Origin of the sequence: Rathayibacter sp. AY2B5 (assembly GCF_002931645.1) — a bacterium.
GTDB lineage: Bacteria > Actinomycetota > Actinomycetes > Actinomycetales > Microbacteriaceae > Rathayibacter.
In genome coordinates this window covers 116,176-133,118 of record NZ_PSUE01000005.1, presented here as the reverse complement: position 1 = coordinate 133,118, position 16,943 = coordinate 116,176, and the positions used below count along the sequence as shown (strand labels likewise).

Genomic DNA, 16,943 nt, shown 5'->3' with positions numbered 1-16,943 from the left:
CTCGCCTCGGCGACGGGGTCCCGTCCGTTCCTCTGTCTCGGGAGCCGGCGCCTCAGCGGGCGGCGGACAGACGGGCCAGTCCCTCGTCGAGGGTGACCGACGGGCTCCACTGCAGATCGGCGCGCGTGCGGCGCTGGTCGAACCAGTGCGCGGTCGAGAGCTGCTCGGCGAGGAAGCGGGTCATCGGCGGCTCATCGGCGCCGGGCCGCACGGCCCACACGCGCTCGACGAGCGAGCCCGCGGCGCGGGCGACGGAGGCGGGGACGGACCAGCGCGGCGGCTCGACGCCCGAGGCGCGGCAGATCCCGGCGAGCAGCTCGGCGACCGGGCGCGGCTCGCCGTTGGTGACGACGTAGGAGCGGCCGTGCACCTCCTCCGCCCGCCCGAGAGCGGCGACGATCGCCGAGGCGGCGTTGTCGATGTAGGTGGAGTCGATCAGCGCCTGGCCGTGCCCGAGGAGCGGCAGACGGCCGGCGCGCGCCCGCTCGACGATGCGGGCGACGAGCTGGGTGTCGCCCGGACCCCAGACCAGGTGCGGGCGCACGGCGACCACCGCGAAGCCGGGGGCGTCGGCAGCGAGGGCCAGCAGCTCGGCGCGGGCCTTGGTGCGCGCGTAGTCGCCGCGGGCCCGGTCCGGATCGGCGGGCTCGGCGTCGTCGCCGGTGATCGAGGAGCCGGAGTGGGCGACGGAGGGCGACGAGATCTGGACGAAGCGGCTCACGCCGGCGCGGGCGGCGGCGGCGAGCAGACGCCGGGTGCCGTCGATGTTCACACGGTCGAAGTCGCCCGGATCGCCGGCGAGCGAGACCTTCGCGGCGAGGTGGACGACGCCCTCGGCCGCGTCGACGGCCTCCTCGACCGCGCGCGGATCCGTCAGCGAGCCACGCGCCTCCTCGACGCCCGCGACCCCGGAGGGCCGGCGCTGGAAGGTGCGGACCTCGTGCCCCTGGGCGACGAGGCCCGCGGCCACCGCACCGCCGAGCAGGCCGCTCGCGCCGGTGACCAGGACCCTCACGGCGCCACCATCCGGCCGCCGGCGAGCACGCCCTCGGCCCAGCGCGAGAGCGCGGCCCGGTCGATCTTGGAGTTGTGGCGGATGTCGGTGGGCAGCGCCGGGACGACCAGCACCGCGGCGACGGGCCGGTCGACGGCCGCGCGCACCTCGGCGGCGAGGGCCTCCTCGGCCAGCACCACGCGGCGCGCGCCCGAGCGCAGCTCGACCACGGTGACCAGCTGCGCGACTCCGCGCGGGCCGGCTCCGACGATCGCGGCGCGGGCGACCGAGGCGACGCGCGCCTCGATCCGCTGCTCGGGTCCGACCGGCGTGACCACACCGTCGGGCGTGACGACGACGTGCGGCATCCTGCCCTCGACCCAGAGGCGGCCGGCGGAGTCGATCCGCCCGACGTCCCCGGTGCGGTGCCAGCGCTCACCCGGGACGGCGCCGACGCGGGCGGCACGGTCGGTGAGCCAGAGGCGCTCGTAGTGGTCCTCGACGTGACCGGCCGAGACGACGATCTCGCCGGTCGTGCCGGTGATCTCCTCCGGCTCGTCCGCGGCGCGGCCGTCGGCGTCGAGCGGGGCGATCCGCAGCCGGACGCCCGCGGCGGGTACGCCCACGCAGACGCCTCCGCGCGGATCGTCATCGGCGGCGGCCTCGCGGATGCCCTCCAGCGACGCGTCGGTGAGCAGCAGCCCCTCGGTCATGCCGTAGGGAGTGCGGGCGGAGGCGTTCGGCATGAGCGCCTGCGCCTCGCCGAGCAGTCCCGCCGAGACGGGGGCCCCGGCCGAGAGGAAGGTGCGCACGCCGGCGAGGGCGCGGTGGTCGTCGGCGTCGAGCGCGCCGGCGGTGGCCACGACGTTGGCCAGTGCGGCCGGCGAGAGGAACAGCACGGTCGCGTCGACCCGGGCGGCGGCCGCGGCGACGGCGGCCGCGGTGAGCGTCCGGGGCGCGGTGACGTCCATGTCCGGAGTGGCGGAGCGCGTGCCCAGCGCGGGACCGAGCAGGGCGAACGGCGCGAAGCCCGCGACGAGGCCGGTGCCCGGTCCGATCCCGTACTGGCGGGCGAGCGCGTCGCGGACGCCGGCGAGCTGCCGGTGCGTGTAGACGACGCCCTTGGCGGGGCCGGTCGAGCCGGAGGTGAACAGGATCGCGGCCACGGCGTCGGCGGCGGGCGCCTCGCCCAGCGCCTCCGGGTCGGCGGCCAGCTCGGCACGGCCGAGCTCGATCAGCTGCCCGAGCGAGGTGTCGACCCCGAGGGCCGAGGCGGAGGCGCGGGGCAGGGTCTGCGTCGAGACCCGGCCGCCGGGCCAGCGGAGGGCCCGCGCGACGGTGAGGCCGGGCAGGGCGCCGACCACCAGATCCGGCCAGGCGCCGCGGACCGCGCGGGTGAGACCGCGCAGGCCCAGGCCCGCGTCGGCGACGACCACGACGGCTCCGATGCGCAGGCACGCGTAGAGCAGCGCCGTCAGGTCGGCGCCGGGCGGCACGAGGAGCGAGACGCGGTCGCCCGGGGAGACGCCGGAGACGCTTAGCCCGGCGGCGAGCTCGCGGACCCGCTGCGAGAGCAGGCGCCACGAGACCGAGCGGGGCCCGCCGCCTCCGGGAGGCGCCATCTCGACCAGGGCGAGCGAGTCGTCCTGCGCGTTGCGGTCGAGGTGCGCCCAGAGCGGCTCGACCGGCGCGGTCGGGCGTCGGACGTCGGGGGCGGGGTCGCCGCCGAACGGCTCCTCGCCGTCGGAGAGGTCGCCCAGCCAGGTGAGGACGGCGGACGCGTAGTCGACGTCCTCGGCCACCAGGTGGCCCGCTCCCTCGTAGCGGTGGACCTGCGCGTGCGGGAGGCGGTCGACGAGGTCGTCGAGGTAGCGGTCGGAGAAGATCGGGTCCAGCGGGCCCCAGAGCATCAGGGCCGGCGTCGTCAGGGCGCTGACGCCCTCGGCGATGCGCTGCAGCTCCGGGTCGCTCGGGTGCGCGGAGTCGACCGGGATGTCGGCGACGAAGCCGCCCACTCCGCCGCGGCGCGACGCGGACCGGTAGGGCGCGCGGTACCCCTCCTTCACCGCGGAGGGCAGCGCGGGGTGCCCCAGCGCGAGGGTCGTCTCGAGGAAGGCCGGCGTGCCGACCGTCGAGGCGCCGAGCACGCCCGAGGCGAGCGCGAGCCGGAGCGGGGCCGGGATCGGCTCGTCGGCGCTCTGGTGGATCGCGGTGTTCAGGAGCATCGTGGCGCGCAGCTGCTCCGGGTGGTCCACCGCCCAGCCCAGCGAGACGACTCCGCCCCAGTCGTGGCCGAGGGTGACCACGTCGTCGAGGCCGAGCACGTCGGTGAGGTTGGCGAGCTCGCGCACGCGGTCGGCGAGCGTGTGCAGGGCGCCGGTCCGCTCGGAGAAGCCCATCTCGAGCTGGTCGACAGCGACCACCCGCCAGGCGGGGCCTCCGCGGCGGGCGGACTCGAGCGTGGCGGCCGCGAGGCGGCGCCAGAGGTAGGACCAGGTGGGGTTGCCGTGCACGCAGAGGACGGTGCCGACGGGCTCCGTGCCGAGGGCCTCGCCCGTGTCGAGCAGGTGCCAGCGGCGCGGCACGCCCTGGGCGTCCGGAGCGTCGACGAGGCGCGACCACGCGGGATCGAGCCCGTCGAGCCCGGCCGGGGGCAGCTGCGCGGCGGCCGTGGAGCCGAGCGCTCCGCGGATCCGCTCGGCCGGGTGGGGCGCGGTCACCAGGCGATCTCGAGCATCGCGGTGTTGATGCCCGAGCCCACTCCGATGAGCAGCACCCGGTTGCCGGGCTGCAGGGTCTCGGCCTCCTGGGCCAGGGTGATCGGGATCGACGCCGGGCCGACGTTGCCGAGGGTGGGGTAGGTCGTGGGGACGCGGCTGCGGTCGATGCCGACCGCCTTCACCAGGGCGTCGGTGTGCACGTCCGACACCTGGTGCGTGATGTAGCGGTCCATCCCGCTCCAGTTCCAGTCGCGGGTGGCCTCCTTCCACGCCGAGAGGACGAGCTCCATGCCGCCCTTGAGCAGCGCCTTCGCGTCCGTGAACATGCCGTCGACGCTGCCGACGCAGAGCTCGTTGAACTGCGTGGCCGCGCGGGTGATGCCGCCGAGGATGCGGTGGCCCTTGGGGTGCTCGTCGGCCGGGCCGAGGACGGCCGCCGCGGCGCCGGAGCCGAGGGTCAGGCTCGCGAACTCGCTCATGAAGTCCTTGCGCTTGACGCCCTCGCGGCTCAGGCGCTCGATGGTGTTGACCTGGATCTCGTCGGCGTCCTCGCCGTCGATGATGAGCGCGTAGCGGATCTGGCCGGAGTCGATCAGCTGCGCGGCGAGGGTCATGCCGTTGACGAAGCCGAGGCACGCGTTCGCGATGTCGAAGTTGATGGCCGACGAGGGCAGGCCGAGCCCGTGGTGCAGGCGCACGGCGACCGAGGGCTCGAGGTGCTTGCGGGTCACCGACGTGTTGATGATCAGGCCGATCTGGTCGGCGCGGACGCCGGCCTCGGCGAGAGCGCGCTTGCCCGCGTCGATCGCCGCTCCGTCGAAGCCCTGCTCGGAGCCCCAGTTGCGGCGCTCGTGCACTCCGGCGACGCGCTGGAGGAGCCCGGTGGGGAGCCGCAGGCGCTTGAGCGCCGGAGCGAGCCGCGCCTCGATCTCGGCCGAGGTGGTCACGCGCGGAGCCAGCGTGGTCGCGACGGACAGCAATGCGACGTTGCGGTGCGTGGTCGTTGCGTTTCCGTCCAACGGAACTCCCTGTCGAGTTGTCGATCCTGGCATGTGCCTCCGTGATTTTACGCTGTCGTTCAGGCTGCGCTTCCTGGACGCCCGCTGGGCGGTCGCGGAACGCGTCCTCGGCGGCCGGGCGGGGGCTCCTCCCCCGGAACGACGGGCGAGGAGCCGCCGAGTCCACACGCGACGCGCGGTGTCAACCCACCCGCCGGGGCGTCAGGTCCCCATCGCCCACGGCTCGCGATCGCCGCGGAGGCGGGCGGCGAGCGCCATCGCCTGCTCGTCGGTCAGGGTCGCGACGTAGTCGACCACACCGCGCCCCCGGCCGAGCCGCTGCAGCGCGGCCGGGTCGGAGGTCGGCCGGCCGCGCTCGTCCGACGGGAGCCAGTCGGGGTGGTCGGCGCGCAGGCGGAAGTAGCCGTCGGTCGCGAGCTCGATCAGGTCGAGCAGCTTCTGCGGAGCCCGCGAGCCGTCGCGCGGATCCTCGAGCCAGGCGTCGAGGTGGGTCACCAGCGTCTCGAGCACCTGCGACTGGCCGCGCTGGTAGGTGGCGAAGTCCGGCCGATCGATCACGAAGCGGGTGTGCACGAACTTCAGCACGGCCACGTCGTGCCAGGCGTCGGGGAGGAGGGAGAGGTGGCCCGAGCGGACGTTCGGCTCGGCGAGCACCACCACGGAGCGCTGCAGACGGCCGATCCAGGAGGAGACGAACGCCTCGATCGCGCGCTCGGTGCGCGTCGATCCGTCGAACGGGAGCGCGAGGAGCCCCTCGACCAGCTCGGTCGACACCCGCTCCACGGAGGCGCGGAAGTGCTCGTCGCTCGCGATCCACGGGTCGCGGGCCACGAGCCTCCGGCGGAGCATCTCGAGCGAGTGCCCGGGGGCGCGCGCCCACAGCTCCTCGGCGTCGAGGGCGGCGAGCGCGTTCTGCTCGCGGAGGAACGCGCGGAACTCCACGGCGACGGCCGCCTGCTGCAGCACTCCCGCGCGGTAGAAGTCGTCGAGGTCGTGCAGCGAGTAGGCGATGTCGTCGGCGACGTCCATCACCGAGCACTCGAGGGTCTGCTGCCAGGGGGCGATCGCGGCGAAGCCGGAGCGGGCGTCGAGCAGGTCGTCGAGGTCGAGGGTGTACGCCGAGAACTTCGGCGGAGCGGTCTCCCACCGGCTGGCGGTCGAGCCGCGGGGCAGCTCGGTCGGGTCGGCGGAGTCGATGCCGGGGCGGTGGACCGTCCGCCCCCACGGGTACTTGAGCACGGCGGCTCGGGAGGCGGCGGTGAGGTTCAGCCCCACCTCCACCGTCTCGCAGACGTCGAGCTCGGAGAGGATCCGGAACGACTGCGCGTTGCCCTCGAAGCCCTCCGCGAGCCCCAGCCGCTCGCGCGCGAGGCGGTCGAGCGCCTGCTCGCCGAGGTGGCCGAACGGAGGGTGGCCGAGGTCGTGCGCGCTGGCCGCGGCCTGCACGACCACCGGGTCGCAGCCGCCGAGCCGCTCGACCAGCTCGCGCTGGGCGGGATCGGTGGTGGTCAGCTGCATCGCGATCGCGCGGGCGACCGCGGTGACCTTGATCGAGTGCGTGAGCCGGTTGTGCACGACCTGGCCGACGCCCGAGGGCGAGATGACCTGGGTCACCGCGGAGAGGCGGGCGAAGTAGGGCGAGAAGCGGATCCGTTCCAGGTCGACGCGGTACTCGGGGTACTCCTCGCCGGTGGCGAACCGGTCGACGGGCTCGGGGATGCGCCGGTCGCGGCGGTGGTCGTGCGGGGCCGAGGCCCGCGGGGCCGTCGTCTCGGGGAGTGCCGGCTCGCTCATGGCTTCACCCTAATCAGGGGCGCGGGGGCGGAGGGACCGCGCCGCTCCGGCGGTCGGCGTCGCTCCTCCGGTCGGCGTCGCTCCTGCGGCGAGACACCGCGTCCGCCGGCGAGGCACCGCGGGGACGGCGGCGCCTCGGGGAGCGCACGAACACCTCGGCGGTCCGGTGGGCGAGGCCGGCGCCTCGGCGGACGCCGGGACGCCCCGCGGCAGCCCGGCCGACGGGCGAACAGAAGACGGGGGGCGCGGACTCCCGTCAGGCGGACTGCTCGCGCGGAGCGACGGCGAGGTGCACGGCCGCGGCGACGACCGCGCCGAGGACGTAGGCCGCGATGTCGAGCCAGGAGAAGGTGGTGCCGACGACGAGGCGGAGCGGCGCCCACAGCTCGACCAGGCGCGCCGCGACTCCGATCGCCTGCAGCTGCTCCATCGCGATCGACCAGGCCAGCGCGATCCCGGCAGCCGTCACGCCCGGGATGCGCGGCAGGAGCACCGCGATCAGCAGCGCCACCAGCACGACGTAGGCCACTCCGCCGGCGAGGTCGGCGAGCAGCCCCGTGAGCACGAACCGCAGCGCCAGGCCCAGGCCGAGCACGGCGACGGCCGCGAGGGCGAAGCGGAGCCGCGCCCTCACCGGGCACGCTCCTCGAGGGCGCGCTGGAGGCGCTCGAGAGCGAGGAGGAACGTGCGGTCGTCGGCCACGCGCCAGCCGAGGGCGGCCGGGGCGGCGACGACCAGGGGCACGAGGACGGTGCGCGGGCGCCGCCTCGCCGCACGCAGGACGGCGGAGGCGGGCGGCGGGGCGAGGACCGCCAGGACCAGCGCGCGGACCCGGTGGGCACCCGAGGGCGAGGTGCCGACGCCCACCGAGACGATCCGATCCCACTCGGCGATGCGCAGGGCGTCTGCGCGCTCGGCGGCGAGCTCGAGTCCGTCGCGGCCGACGGCCAGCACCGCGGCGGCGGCGGCCGGAGCGGCGGAGGCGGGTGCCGCGATCCGGCGCAGCGCCCGGGCGAGCTCGGGAGTGCGCAGGACGGCGAACCCCTCGGTGACCGCGGCGAGCGCCGCCAGCCGGCGCTGCCGCTCCGGGGCGGCCTGACGGACCCGGGCCCGGACGGCGGCCGGGGCGGGCAGGGGCGCGGCGAGCAGCGCCGTCGGCTCGAACCGCGTGCGCGGGGGCAGCGGGACCGCCGGCGGCGTGCGCGGCGGGGGCTCGCCCCAGTGCGGCGTCGATGCGGGATCCATGCGCCCCTCCCTCCTCGCGCGGCTCCGAGCCGCCCCTGAGATCATCCCTCCTCCGCCCTCCCGCCTTGCCGAGAGGGCTCGGCGGGCTTACCATGGAGTACCCCCCGGGGGTATGCCGCGACCGGCGTGCCGACCGGACGCCCACGGAGCCGATCGACCGGATCGGACCGGACGCACCACACAGGAGGACCCATGAGCACCAGGATCGACCTCGGCCTGACCGCGAGCGGATCGACGGGAGGGTGCGGCTGCGGCGGAGGCGGCGCCTGCGCGTGCGGCGGCCACGGCGGCGCCGGCCGCTCCGACGCCGGCCACGCGGCGCAGGGCTCCCTGTCCGCCGCGTCCGTGCAGAGCTTCGGCGTCGCGGGCATGACCTGCGAGCACTGCGTCCGCAGCGTCACCGAGGAGCTCGCCGCCTACCCCGAGGTCTCGGCGGTCGACGTGTCCCTCGCCCCCGACGGGGTCTCGACCGTCACGGTCGGCTCCTCCCGGCCGCTCGGCCGCGAGGAGATCGCCGCCGCCGTCGCCGACGCGGGCTACCGCCTCGCTCCCCTGAGCTGACGTGGCCGAGACCACCGGCACCCCGCTCGAGCTCGCCATCGGAGGGATGACCTGCGCCTCCTGCGTCGCGCGGGTCGAGAAGCGCCTCGACGCGCTCCCCGGCGTCCACGCGACCGTCAACCTCGCCCTCGAGCGCGCGACGCTGACCCTCCCGCCCGGCACGACTCCGGCCGACGCGATCGCCGCCGTCGAGGCCGCGGGCTACAGCGCGACGGTCCCCTCCACCGGCGAGGCGGCTCCCGCGGAGGAGCAGGAGGAGCAGAGCGACGACGACCGCGAGCGGCGCGCCCTGCGCACCCGGCTCCGCGTCTCCGCCCTGCTCGCCGTGCCGGTGGTCCTGCTCTCGATGATCCCGCCGCTGCAGTTCGCGAACTGGCAGTGGCTGTGCCTCGCCCTCGCCTCGCCGGTCGCGGTCTGGGGCGCGCTCCCCTTCCACCGCAACGCCTGGCGGGCGCTGCGGCACGGCACCACCACCATGGACACCCTGATCAGCCTCGGTGTCAGCGCCTCCTTCGCCTGGTCGGTCTGGGCTCTGTTCCTCGGCGACGCCGGGCGGCCGGGCATGAGCATGCCGTTCGAGCTGCTGGGCAGCCGGTCCGGCCACGACGAGATCTACCTCGAGGTCGCCGCCGCCGTCCCTGTCCTCGTGCTGGCCGGCCGCTACCTGGAGGCGCGGTCGAAGCGCGACGCCGGTGCGGCGCTCCGGGCGCTCCTCCGCCTCGGCGCGAAGGACGCCGTGCGCGTCGCCGCCGACGGACAGGAGGAGCGCGTGCCCGCGTCCTCGCTCGCCGTCGGCGACCTCCTCCGCGTGCGCCCCGGCGAGACCGTCGCCGCCGACGGCACCGTGCTCGAGGGCTCGAGCGCGATCGACGCGAGCATGCTCACCGGCGAGAGCGTGCCGGTCGAGGTCGGCCCGGGCTCGACCGTGACCGGCGGAGTGCTCAACGCGCACGGCCTGCTCACCGTCCGCGTCGACCGCGTCGGCTCCGAGACCACGCTCGCGCGGATGGGCCGCCTCGTCTCGGACGCGCAGGCCGGCAAGGCGCGCGTCCAGCGGCTCGCCGACCGCGTCTCCTCCGTCTTCGTGCCGGTCGTGGTGGTGCTCGCCCTGGCCACCCTCGCCGGCTGGCTGATCGCCGGCGCCGACCTCGCCGCCGCCGTCTCTCCCGCCGTCGCCGTCCTCGTCGTCGCCTGCCCGTGCGCGCTGGGCCTGGCCACCCCGACCGCCGTCCTCGTCGGCACCGGCCGCGGCTCCCAGCTCGGGATCCTCCTCCGCGGGCCGGAGGTGCTCGAGGCCGGGCGCCGGATCGACACGGTCGTGCTCGACAAGACCGGCACGCTCACCACGGGCGCGTTCCAGGTCGTCGAGTCCAGCGACGACGAGAGCCTGCGGTTGCTCGCCGCCGTCGAGCGCGGGTCGGAGCATCCGCTCGCCGCAGCGATCGTGGCCGGGGCCGCGCACCTCGACGTCCCCGAGGCGACCGGATTCCGCTCCAGCACCGGGTTCGGCGTGCGCGCCCGGGTCGAGGGCCGCCTGGTCGTCGCCGGCCGGCTGCGCTGGCTGGAGGAGCAGTGGGGCTTCGCGCCGGGCGGTCTCGCCGAGCGCGCCGAGCGAGCGACCGCCGAGGGCGGCACCGTCGTCGGCGTCGGCTGGGAGGGGGCGCTGCGCGGCTTCGCGGTCCTCCGCGACGAGCCGAGGCCGGAGGCGTCCCGCACCGTCCGCGCCCTGCGCGAGCGGGGCTTGCGGGTGATGGTCCTGACCGGCGACAACCCGCGGGCGGCGCAGGCCGTCGCCTCGGCCGTCGGCATCGACGAGGTCGTCGCCGAGGTGCTGCCGGAGGAGAAGCTCGCCGTGATCGAGCGCCTCCGTGCGGAGGGCCGCCACGTCGCCTTCGTCGGCGACGGTGTGAACGACGCCGCCGCGCTGGCCGCCGCGGACGTGGGGATCGCGATGGGCGCCGGATCGGACGCGGCGATCGAGGCGAGCGACATCACCCTCGTCGGCGACGACCTCGGCCGGGTGCCCGACGCCCTGCGCCTCGGGCGCCGCACCCTCGCGGTCATCCGGGGCAACCTCTTCTGGGCCTTCGCCTACAACGTGGCCGCGATCCCGCTCGCGATGGCCGGACTCCTGGGGCCGCTCGTGGCCGGCGCCGCGATGGCGTTCTCGAGCGTCTTCGTCGTGCTGAACAGCCTGCGGCTGCGGTCGTTCCGCTGAGTCCCGGCGGGCCGTCCGGAGTTCCCTCGCGGAGCTCTTGACGGCCCGCCCGCAGGTGGCGAGGGTGAGCGCATGAGCCTCTTCATCACCTGTCCGGTCGACGACGTCGAGCGTGCCACCGCCTTCTACACCGCGCTCGGCTGGACCCTGAACGCCGAGATGTCCCGCGAGGACGTCTCCTGCTTCGCGATCGGTCCCGACACGTCCGTCATGCTGGCGAGCCGCGCGATGTACGAGAGCGTCGGCGCCACCGAGGAGCTGATCGGCGCCCCCGGCACCCCCTCGAAGGTGACCGTCTCGTTCGACCTCGACAGCCGCGCGGCCGTCGACGAGCTCGTCGAGCGGGCCGCCGCCGCGGGAGGCCGGATCGGCGACACCGACGACTACCCCTTCATGTACCAGCGCCAGTTCGACGACCTCGACGGCTACCACTACTCCCCGTTCTGGATGAAGCCGGGCGGCGACGCGGCGGAGTGACGGGGCCGCGCGGACTCACTCCGCGTGCCGCAGGCGGTGCCGCCGGACCGCGGCCCGGTTCGCACAGCGGACGGAGCAGTACCGCTGCCGGCCGTTCCGCGTCACGTCGACGACGACGTTCCTGCAGTGGTCGCCCGGCGCCCGACCGGCCTCGCACCGCAGGAGACGGCTCATCCCCCGGGTCGTCAGGTGCAGCGCCGTGCCCACCGCGATGACGGCGTGGAGGACGTGCGCCAGGGACTGGTCCCGGTCGCGGTAGTGCAGGTGCCAGCCCTCGTCGTCGTGGTCGGTCAGGCGCGGATACGCGGCGATCGCGGCCATCTGGCGGTTCAGCGACGTCGCCCGGTCGCTCGGAGTCGGCGCGTCGACCACTTCCAGCCACTCGTCGATCACGTCGCGTGTCCGGGCGTGGTCGTCCGGGCCGGACTCGAAGGCCATCGTCATGCCGAACTCGCGCGTGCGCGCCTCGATGCCCTCGCGGTCGGACGGCCAGTCGTTCGCGAGGGAGGCGGCGAGCAGGACCGCGTACTCGCCGTAAGGGTTGAGCTGCATAAGACCATGACAGCACAGTGGCTCCCATGCGCACCTCCGCCCCCTCCCCGCACCCCTCCGAGCCGCTCGCTCCCGCCGTCGATCCGCACGAGCACGGCTGGACGACCGAGTCGGCCCACCGGACCAGCGAGGGCGTCGTCGTGTACGTCCGCTGCGTCGGCTGCGGGACGCGGCGCGTGGACGTGCGGACCGGGCACCAGGATCCCCCTGTCGCTCTCAGCCGCTTCCTGCCCGCCTCCGACGACCGCTCCCGCCGTGGAGCAGAGGGAGGATGAGGGCATGATCGCCGACCTGACCCTCCCCTGCGACGCCGGCCCCGGGGAGAGGAGCCTCCTCCTCCGCCGCGCGGTGCTCGACGACCTCCCCGCGCTCGTCCGGCTCCTCTCCGACGACCCGATCAGCGCCGGGCGCGGAGACGTCGCCGCCGAGGAGGACGAGGCCGCCTACGAGGCCGCCTTCCGGAGCATCGCGCAGGACCCGGGCAACGATCTCGTGGTCGCGATCGACCGCACCGGAGCCGTGGTGGGCACGCTGCAGCTGACCGTGATCCCCGGGATGGCGCGCCGCGGCAGCTCCCGCCTGCTCGTCGAAGCGGTCCGGGTGGCGAGCGCCGAGCGGTCGGCGGGGATCGGCACGGCCCTGATGCGCTGGGTGCTGGACGTCGCTGCGATCGAGCTCCGCACGCCGCTCGTCCAGCTGACCTCGGACGCCGCCCGCACCGACGCCCACCGCTTCTACCTGCGCCTGGGCTTCGTCGACTCGCACGTGGGCTTCAAGCGCCGCGTCGAGCTGCCGGGCTCGTAGCGGCGGTGCGGGCAGCCCGTCCGGACGCCTGATCGGCGTGTCCCCGCAAGCACGACCGGCGCAGGAGGGGACGCCCCGAGCGGAGGCCCGGACGGCACTGCTCGCCTCTCCCCGGCCGACGTGCTTGGCTGGCCCGATGAGAACCGAGACCCGCCAGGGCGTCCCCCTCCTGCTCGTCGACGACGACGGAGGCGCGCTCTCGACCCCGGACGACGCGATCGCGCTCATCGGCGAGACCTACGGCGGCGATGTCGAGACGATCGTGGTGCCCGTCGGCCGGCTCGACCCCGAGTTCCTCCGCCTGCGCTCCGGCATCGCCGGCGAGTTCGTGCAGAAGTTCGTCTCGTACGGCAAGCGGCTGGTGATCCTCGGCGACGTCAGCGGACCGGTGGCGGAGTCGAGCGCGCTGCAGGCCTTCGTCGTCGAGTCGAACCGCGGCGACCACCTCTGGTTCGCCGCCGACCTCGAGGCGCTCGACGCCCGCCTCCGCAGCTCCGGCACCGCGACCGAGCCCGGCGCCGACGGCGGAGTGGAGCCGACGCCCGGCCCCGCCCGCTGATGCCCCTGCTCCAGCCCGGCCCCGACGGCTCTCCACCCGAGGTCGACGGTCCGGTCCGCCTCCTCCTGCTCGCCGACACGCACCTCCCGAAGCGGGCGAAGGCCCTCCCGGACGAGGTGTGGCACGCGGTCGACGAGGCAGACCTGGTCGTGCACGCGGGCGACTGGGTCGACGAGGCGACGCTGGACGCGCTGGAGGAGCGGGCGGCGCTCCTGCTGGCCGTGTGGGGCAACAACGATCCGGAGCCGCTGCGCGCCCGCCTGCCCGAGGTCGCGCGCGCGCGCATCGCCGGCCTCGACGTCCGCGTGGTGCACGAGACCGGAGCGGCGACCGGCCGCGAGACCCGCGCCGACGCCGCCCATCCGGGTTCCGACGTGCTCGTCTTCGGGCACAGCCACATCCCCTGGGACACCGTCTCCCCGGCGGGTCTCCGCCTGCTCAACCCGGGCTCCCCGACGGATCGGAGGCGCCAGCCGGCCTGCACCTTCCTGACGGCCATCGCCGACGACGGAGTGCTCCGCGACGTGCACCTGACCGCCCTGCCGCTCCGGGCACGAACCATTCCCGGCGGCGGCGCAAGGGGGTCACAGAGCATTTAGGTCGGCCTAAGCTCACCTGGATGAGCAGCTCACACGACCACCCCGACTCCGCGCACCTGCGCCCGGAGGGTCTCGACGACGCCACCGTGGCGGCGCTCGGGAAGCTCTCGGAGGCGCTCGAGACGGTCGAGCATGCCCGCGGTCTGCTCTACGGCTTCCACCGGCTCACCGGCGCGGCCGACCTCGCTCTGGGCGAGGCCGTCGACGCGCTGCGCGAGGCCGGCCACGCCGCGACCGCCGAGCGGATCGAGGCCGAGCTCGTCGGCCGCAACGTCATCGAGGGGCGCTGGACCTTCCAGATCGTCGAGGACTACGACGACACCTACTACGCCGCGTTCCGGGAGCAGGAGCGCGCCGCGCGCGACGAGCTCGCAGGCGGACGCCGCCACCTCTTCGAGTCCGAGATGAAGGAGGACCGCCGCTCCGGCGGCCGCCGCCACCACGAGTCGCGCCCGGAGGCGGGCTCGTGAACGCCGTCATCCGGATGCACGCCTCGTCGCTGCGGGTCAAGGCGGTCACGCCGGGCCGCGGCGGACGGGGCACGCCTCCCGAGCCCGAGGCGACGATGCGGCGCACCACGCTCAGCATCGACGGCCGCCGCTTCCTCCTCGCCGTCTCCCTCGACACCGAGGAGCTCGAGAAGCGCCTGGTCGAGGCCGTGCGCAACCGCGGCGACATGGTGAGCTTCACGGTCGCCGGCGAGCGCGAGGTCTGCGTGCTGGTCTCCCCGGGCGTCGCGGTCATCCTCGAGCACGAGGACGTCCCGGTCGAGGATCCGGACGCCGAGGACGCACCGATCCTGTACGACGACGTCGAGTACCTGACCTGATCCGTCGGCGGCCGGTCCCGGCCGCCGGTCCGGGCGCGGCTCTCGACTCGGGTCGTCCACCCGCTCAGACCGCTCCGGTGCTCGCCCACAGGTGGAACGCCGCGTGCGCCCGGTGCGGCCGCCACGCCTGCGACGCCGCCTCCGCCTCCGCCGTGCTCACCCGGCCGAGCGCCTTCCGCAGCACCAGGTCGCCGGCGGGGAAGGCGTCCGGATCGCCGAGGAACCGGAGCGCGAGGTAGTCGGCCGTCCACGGCCCGATGCCCGGGATCGCGAGGAGCGCGCGCCGCTGCTCCGGCAGGTCGCCCGCGCGGTCGAGCACGGGTCCGGCGGCGAAGGCCTCGGCGACGGCCCGGACCGTCCGCGCCCGGGCGTTGGTGATCCCGATCGCCGAGCGCAGCGCCTCGAACTCCGGCGCGAGCAGGGCGGCGGGTGCCGGGAACGCCAGCAGACCGCGCTCCCCCGGGGCGCCGAAGGCCGCGGCGGTCCGTCCGCCGAAGGTCCGGGCCGCGGCGACGGACACCTGCTGGCCGAGGACCGCCATCACCGCCGCCTCGAACGCCTCCGGGTACTGCGTCGCGCGCAGCCCCGGTCGGGCCGCGATGGAGCGGGCGAGCAGCGGGTCCCGCGAGAGCTCGGCGCCGATCGCCACGACGTCGGAGTCGAGGTCGAACCAGGCACGGACGACCGCGGCCGCCGGCGTCAGCACGTCCGGCTCCGCCTCCACCCGCAGCCCGGTCTCCGTCACCTCGAGCACGATCGGCCGCGGCGCCCCGTCGAGGGTGAGCAGGCGCTCCAGGCGCCGGCCGTCGGCCGAGACCCGCTCCACTCCGGGGAGGGCGTGGTTGCGGAGGAGGCTCGCGGCGCCGGCGGAGTCGAAGGGCCCGAGGGCCGGCAGGTCGAGGGAGGACGTCTCGTTCAGGGGAGCAGGACCGTCTTGCCGCGCGCGCGGCCCGACTCGACGAGGGCGAGCGCGGCGGCCGCCTCGGTCAGCGGGAAGGAGGGCCCGAGCACGACCTCGAGCTCCCCGCGACCGGCGCGGTCGAGCAGGCCCGGCCGGGCGGCGTCGCGGAGCGCGGTGCCGGGATCGGCTCCCGGTCCGCCGCCGAGCATCAGGATCCCGCCGAGGCGGGCGGCGTGCTCGAAGCCGGCCACAGTGGCGATGCGCGAGCGGTCGGCGACCAGAGCCACCGAGGCGTCCAGCGCCTCGTCGGTGCCCGCCGTGTCCAGCGCGACGTCGACGCCGCCGGGGGCCAGGGCGCGCACGCGCTCCTCCAGCCCGGCGCCGTAGCGGACCGGCTCCGCGCCGAAGCGGCGGACGACCTCCTCGCCGCGCTCGCTCGTGGTGCCCAGCACCCGTGCTCCGCGGGCGACCGCGAGCTGCACAGCGAGCGAGCCGACGGCTCCGCTCGCCCCGTGCACCAGGACGGTGACCCCGGAGGAGACGCGGGTGGCCTCGACGAGGTGCTCGGCGGTCGTCCCGGCCAGCAGCAGGCCCGCGGCCGCCGCCCAGCCGAGCCCGGCGGGCTTGGGCAGGACCGCGCTCGCGGGCGCGACCAGCTCGGCGGAGTAGCCGCCGGAGACCCGGAACGCCACGACCTCGTCGCCCACGCGGATCGCGCCGAGCGGCCCCTCGGCCCCCTCGCCGACCGTGGTCACGACTCCGGAGATCTCGCTGCCCGGCCGGACCGGCACCCGCCCGCGCCCGAACATCCCGCGCAGGAGCTTCGCGTCGGCCGGGTTCACGCCCGCGGCGCGCACCGCGATCCGCACCCTGCCGGGCGCCGGCTCCCCCGGATCGACCTCGACGGCGCGCAGCGCCTCCGGCCCGTCGAATCCCTCGGCCTGCATCGCGACGACCATGCGTCCGCCTCCCGTTCCCGGGCGCCCGCGCACCCGAGCGCGACGCTAGCAGCAGCGTCCGACCCCCGGATCCCCTGCGGAGAGCGCGGCCGCCGACCGAGAACGCCCGTTCTGGTACCGCCTACCATGGAGGGATGTCCCCGATCCTCGACGAGCGCCCTCCCCGCGAGGCGATCCTCGCGGCCGCCGACCGGCTCTACTACGAGCGCGGCATCCAGTCCGTCGGGATGGACGAGCTCCGCACGGCCGCGGGCGTCTCGCTGAAGCGCCTCTACTCGGAGTTCCCGAGCAAGGAGTCGGTGGTGGTCGCCGTCCTGCACGGCCGGCACGAGCAGTGGACCCTCGGCGTGACCACCCGGGTCGCCGCGGCGGACGGACCTCGCGGCAAGCTGCTCGCGATCTACGACTTCCTCTTCGACTGGTTCTCCGAGGACTCGTTCCGCGGCTGCGGCTTCATCAACGCCTTCGGGGAGCTCGGCTCGTCGAACCCGATGGTCGCCGAGATGGCGCGCGACCACAAGGAGACGTTCCAGCGCTTCCTCGCGACCCTCGCCGAGGAGGCGGGTGGCGGCGCCGAGCTCGCCGCGCAGCTCGCGATCCTCGCCGAGGGCGCCCAGACCACCGCGGCCATCGCCGGAACCCCGGAGGCCGCCCTGCACGCGCGTCGCGCCGCCGAGATCCTCATCGACGCGGAGACGCGCCCCGTCTGAGG

At 75.6% G+C, this 16,943-nt stretch carries 19 protein-coding genes; 10 read left to right on the top strand and 9 right to left on the bottom strand.

Annotation, left to right across the window (positions count from 1 at the left end; genetic code table 11):
• Positions 1 to 52 precede the first annotated feature (52 nt).
• From C5C30_RS05505 to C5C30_RS17595, 6 genes are all read right to left on the bottom strand, one after another.
• Positions 53 to 1,015: an NAD(P)-dependent oxidoreductase gene (locus tag C5C30_RS05505; protein WP_104224184.1), complete on the bottom strand. Its 963-nt coding sequence runs from the start codon at positions 1,013 to 1,015 to the stop codon at positions 53 to 55.
• Positions 1,012 to 3,714 (bottom strand): alpha/beta fold hydrolase, encoded by a 2,703-nt coding sequence (locus C5C30_RS05500; protein WP_258065810.1) that lies wholly within the window; start codon positions 3,712 to 3,714, stop codon positions 1,012 to 1,014. The genes C5C30_RS05505 and C5C30_RS05500 overlap by 4 nt, the downstream gene beginning before the upstream one ends.
• Entirely contained in the window at positions 3,711 to 4,766 is a 1,056-nt protein-coding gene (locus C5C30_RS05495; RefSeq protein WP_104224183.1) for a 3-oxoacyl-ACP synthase III, read from the bottom strand. The genes C5C30_RS05500 and C5C30_RS05495 overlap by 4 nt, the downstream gene beginning before the upstream one ends.
• Before the next feature lie 168 nt (positions 4,767 to 4,934).
• Positions 4,935 to 6,527: a deoxyguanosinetriphosphate triphosphohydrolase family protein gene (locus C5C30_RS05490; protein WP_104224182.1), complete on the bottom strand. Its 1,593-nt coding sequence runs from the start codon at positions 6,525 to 6,527 to the stop codon at positions 4,935 to 4,937.
• Between the two features lie 256 nt (positions 6,528 to 6,783).
• Entirely contained in the window at positions 6,784 to 7,161 is a 378-nt protein-coding gene (locus C5C30_RS17600) for a DUF2809 domain-containing protein (RefSeq protein ID WP_181027128.1), read from the bottom strand.
• Positions 7,158 to 7,772 carry a hypothetical protein gene (locus C5C30_RS17595; RefSeq protein ID WP_104261052.1) on the bottom strand — a complete coding sequence of 205 codons (615 nt, stop codon included), beginning with the start codon at positions 7,770 to 7,772 and terminating at the stop codon, positions 7,158 to 7,160. The genes C5C30_RS17600 and C5C30_RS17595 overlap by 4 nt, the downstream gene beginning before the upstream one ends.
• Before the next feature lie 192 nt (positions 7,773 to 7,964).
• On the opposite strand from C5C30_RS17595, the gene C5C30_RS18000 reads away from it, so the two are divergent.
• The 3 genes from C5C30_RS18000 to C5C30_RS05470 all read left to right on the top strand — a co-directional run bounded on the left by C5C30_RS18000 (position 7,965) and on the right by C5C30_RS05470 (position 11,028).
• Positions 7,965 to 8,333, top strand: a complete 369-nt coding sequence (locus tag C5C30_RS18000) for a heavy-metal-associated domain-containing protein (RefSeq protein WP_104233449.1) — start codon at positions 7,965 to 7,967, stop codon at positions 8,331 to 8,333.
• Between the two features lies 1 nt (position 8,334).
• The gene (locus C5C30_RS05475; protein WP_258065808.1) at positions 8,335 to 10,551 is read left to right on the top strand and encodes a cation-translocating P-type ATPase; all 2,217 of its coding nucleotides are present in this window, start codon (positions 8,335 to 8,337) and stop codon (positions 10,549 to 10,551) included.
• 72 nt (positions 10,552 to 10,623) lie between these two features.
• Positions 10,624 to 11,028 (top strand): VOC family protein, encoded by a 405-nt coding sequence (locus tag C5C30_RS05470; RefSeq protein ID WP_104333331.1) that lies wholly within the window; start codon positions 10,624 to 10,626, stop codon positions 11,026 to 11,028.
• Positions 11,029 to 11,043: 15 nt separating this feature from the next.
• Here the strand turns inward: C5C30_RS05470 and C5C30_RS05465 are convergent, their stop codons facing one another.
• Positions 11,044 to 11,580, bottom strand: coding sequence for a CGNR zinc finger domain-containing protein (locus C5C30_RS05465; protein ID WP_104333330.1), 537 nt, complete (start codon positions 11,578 to 11,580; stop codon positions 11,044 to 11,046).
• A gap of 26 nt (positions 11,581 to 11,606) precedes the next feature.
• On the opposite strand from C5C30_RS05465, the gene C5C30_RS05460 reads away from it, so the two are divergent.
• The 6 genes from C5C30_RS05460 (at position 11,607) to C5C30_RS05435 (ending at position 14,371) form a co-directional block, all read left to right on the top strand.
• Positions 11,607 to 11,855 (top strand): hypothetical protein, encoded by a 249-nt coding sequence (locus C5C30_RS05460; protein ID WP_104268559.1) that lies wholly within the window; start codon positions 11,607 to 11,609, stop codon positions 11,853 to 11,855.
• A 4-nt stretch (positions 11,856 to 11,859) separates the two neighbouring features.
• Positions 11,860 to 12,384, top strand: a complete 525-nt coding sequence (locus C5C30_RS05455) for a GNAT family N-acetyltransferase (RefSeq protein ID WP_104268558.1) — start codon at positions 11,860 to 11,862, stop codon at positions 12,382 to 12,384.
• A 136-nt stretch (positions 12,385 to 12,520) separates the two neighbouring features.
• Positions 12,521 to 12,943 carry a DUF4180 domain-containing protein gene (locus tag C5C30_RS05450; protein ID WP_104247004.1) on the top strand — a complete coding sequence of 141 codons (423 nt, stop codon included), beginning with the start codon at positions 12,521 to 12,523 and terminating at the stop codon, positions 12,941 to 12,943.
• Complete coding sequence (locus C5C30_RS05445; protein WP_104333329.1) at positions 12,943 to 13,542, top strand: metallophosphoesterase; 600 nt, start codon at positions 12,943 to 12,945, stop codon at positions 13,540 to 13,542. Before C5C30_RS05450 ends, C5C30_RS05445 begins: the two co-directional genes overlap by 1 nt.
• A gap of 20 nt (positions 13,543 to 13,562) precedes the next feature.
• Entirely contained in the window at positions 13,563 to 14,012 is a 450-nt protein-coding gene (locus C5C30_RS05440) for a hypothetical protein (RefSeq protein WP_104224173.1), read from the top strand.
• Positions 14,009 to 14,371 (top strand): hypothetical protein, encoded by a 363-nt coding sequence (locus C5C30_RS05435; protein ID WP_104224172.1) that lies wholly within the window; start codon positions 14,009 to 14,011, stop codon positions 14,369 to 14,371. The genes C5C30_RS05440 and C5C30_RS05435 overlap by 4 nt, the downstream gene beginning before the upstream one ends.
• A 64-nt stretch (positions 14,372 to 14,435) precedes the next feature.
• Here C5C30_RS05435 and C5C30_RS05430 read toward each other — a convergent pair whose 3' ends face one another.
• Positions 14,436 to 15,266: a DNA-3-methyladenine glycosylase gene (locus C5C30_RS05430; protein ID WP_258065813.1), complete on the bottom strand. Its 831-nt coding sequence runs from the start codon at positions 15,264 to 15,266 to the stop codon at positions 14,436 to 14,438.
• A gap of 20 nt (positions 15,267 to 15,286) precedes the next feature.
• On the bottom strand, positions 15,287 to 16,231 hold the full coding sequence (locus C5C30_RS05425; protein WP_258065807.1) for an NADP-dependent oxidoreductase: 945 nt from the start codon (positions 16,229 to 16,231) through the stop codon (positions 15,287 to 15,289).
• A gap of 134 nt (positions 16,232 to 16,365) precedes the next feature.
• On the opposite strand from C5C30_RS05425, the gene C5C30_RS05420 reads away from it, so the two are divergent.
• Complete coding sequence (locus tag C5C30_RS05420; protein ID WP_104224170.1) at positions 16,366 to 16,941, top strand: TetR/AcrR family transcriptional regulator; 576 nt, start codon at positions 16,366 to 16,368, stop codon at positions 16,939 to 16,941.
• Positions 16,942 to 16,943: the final 2 nt, after the last annotated feature.

Coding starts and splice junctions, on each gene's coding strand:
- C5C30_RS05440 (WP_104224173.1), top strand. CDS start 13,563: ATGAGCAGCTCACACGACCACCCCGACTCCGCGCACCTGCGCCCGGAG.
- C5C30_RS18000 (WP_104233449.1), top strand. CDS start 7,965: ATGAGCACCAGGATCGACCTCGGCCTGACCGCGAGCGGATCGACGGGA.
- C5C30_RS05495 (WP_104224183.1), bottom strand. CDS start 4,766: ATGCCAGGATCGACAACTCGACAGGGAGTTCCGTTGGACGGAAACGCA.
- C5C30_RS05460 (WP_104268559.1), top strand. CDS start 11,607: ATGCGCACCTCCGCCCCCTCCCCGCACCCCTCCGAGCCGCTCGCTCCC.
- C5C30_RS05425 (WP_258065807.1), bottom strand. CDS start 16,231: ATGGTCGTCGCGATGCAGGCCGAGGGATTCGACGGGCCGGAGGCGCTG.
- C5C30_RS05450 (WP_104247004.1), top strand. CDS start 12,521: ATGAGAACCGAGACCCGCCAGGGCGTCCCCCTCCTGCTCGTCGACGAC.
- C5C30_RS05470 (WP_104333331.1), top strand. CDS start 10,624: ATGAGCCTCTTCATCACCTGTCCGGTCGACGACGTCGAGCGTGCCACC.
- C5C30_RS17595 (WP_104261052.1), bottom strand. CDS start 7,772: ATGGATCCCGCATCGACGCCGCACTGGGGCGAGCCCCCGCCGCGCACG.
- C5C30_RS05445 (WP_104333329.1), top strand. CDS start 12,943: ATGCCCCTGCTCCAGCCCGGCCCCGACGGCTCTCCACCCGAGGTCGAC.
- C5C30_RS05420 (WP_104224170.1), top strand. CDS start 16,366: ATGTCCCCGATCCTCGACGAGCGCCCTCCCCGCGAGGCGATCCTCGCG.
- C5C30_RS05490 (WP_104224182.1), bottom strand. CDS start 6,527: ATGAGCGAGCCGGCACTCCCCGAGACGACGGCCCCGCGGGCCTCGGCC.
- C5C30_RS05455 (WP_104268558.1), top strand. CDS start 11,860: ATGATCGCCGACCTGACCCTCCCCTGCGACGCCGGCCCCGGGGAGAGG.
- C5C30_RS05465 (WP_104333330.1), bottom strand. CDS start 11,580: ATGCAGCTCAACCCTTACGGCGAGTACGCGGTCCTGCTCGCCGCCTCC.